This is a genomic window from Komagataeibacter kakiaceti JCM 25156 (assembly GCF_000613305.1).
Genome location: NZ_BAIO01000910.1, coordinates 1 through 543, shown reverse-complemented (window position 1 = coordinate 543; position 543 = coordinate 1). Strand labels below are relative to the sequence as shown.

General features: G+C 69.2%; 1 pseudogene. It reads right to left on the bottom strand.

What is annotated here, in order from left to right:
• Positions 1-7: 7 nt before the first annotated feature.
• Positions 8-543: pseudogene (locus JCM25156_RS26750) on the bottom strand (efflux RND transporter periplasmic adaptor subunit); the annotation flags it as partial.

The window sequence follows — 543 nt, the reverse complement described above, 5'->3', positions numbered from 1 at the left end:
CGGGGGGTTACTGCCAGGCATACCGGGCCTCCGTCGCATGGGGGCCGTCGGGCGGGGCGAGGGTGTCGATCCGCGCCTCGACCGACATGCCGACACGGACAAGGGCGGCCAGCTTCTGACCCGGATCAAACACCAGCTTGACCGGAATGCGCTGCACGACCTTAGTGAAATTCCCGGTGGCGTTGTCGGGCTGGATCGGGGCGAAGGCGACACCGGTGGCCGGGGCCAGACTGTCCACATGCGCGCGCAGCGGGCGACCGGGGAAGGTATCGACCATATGGTCGCGCGCTGGCCGGTGCGCACATGCGTCAGTTGTGTTTCCTGAAAATTGGCGAGTACATAGGCCGCCTGTGTCGGCACCACGGCCAGCAGGGCGGTGCCCGCGTGTACATAGGCCCCCACGCGCACGCCACGTTCGCCCACCACCCCCTCCACCGGGGCGGGAATGGTGCAGTAGGACAGGTTGAGGGCGGCCTGGTGTTCCTGCCCGCGCGCCTGTTCCAGCGCGCCACGGGCATGGAGCAGCCGGGCGCGCAGCACCCC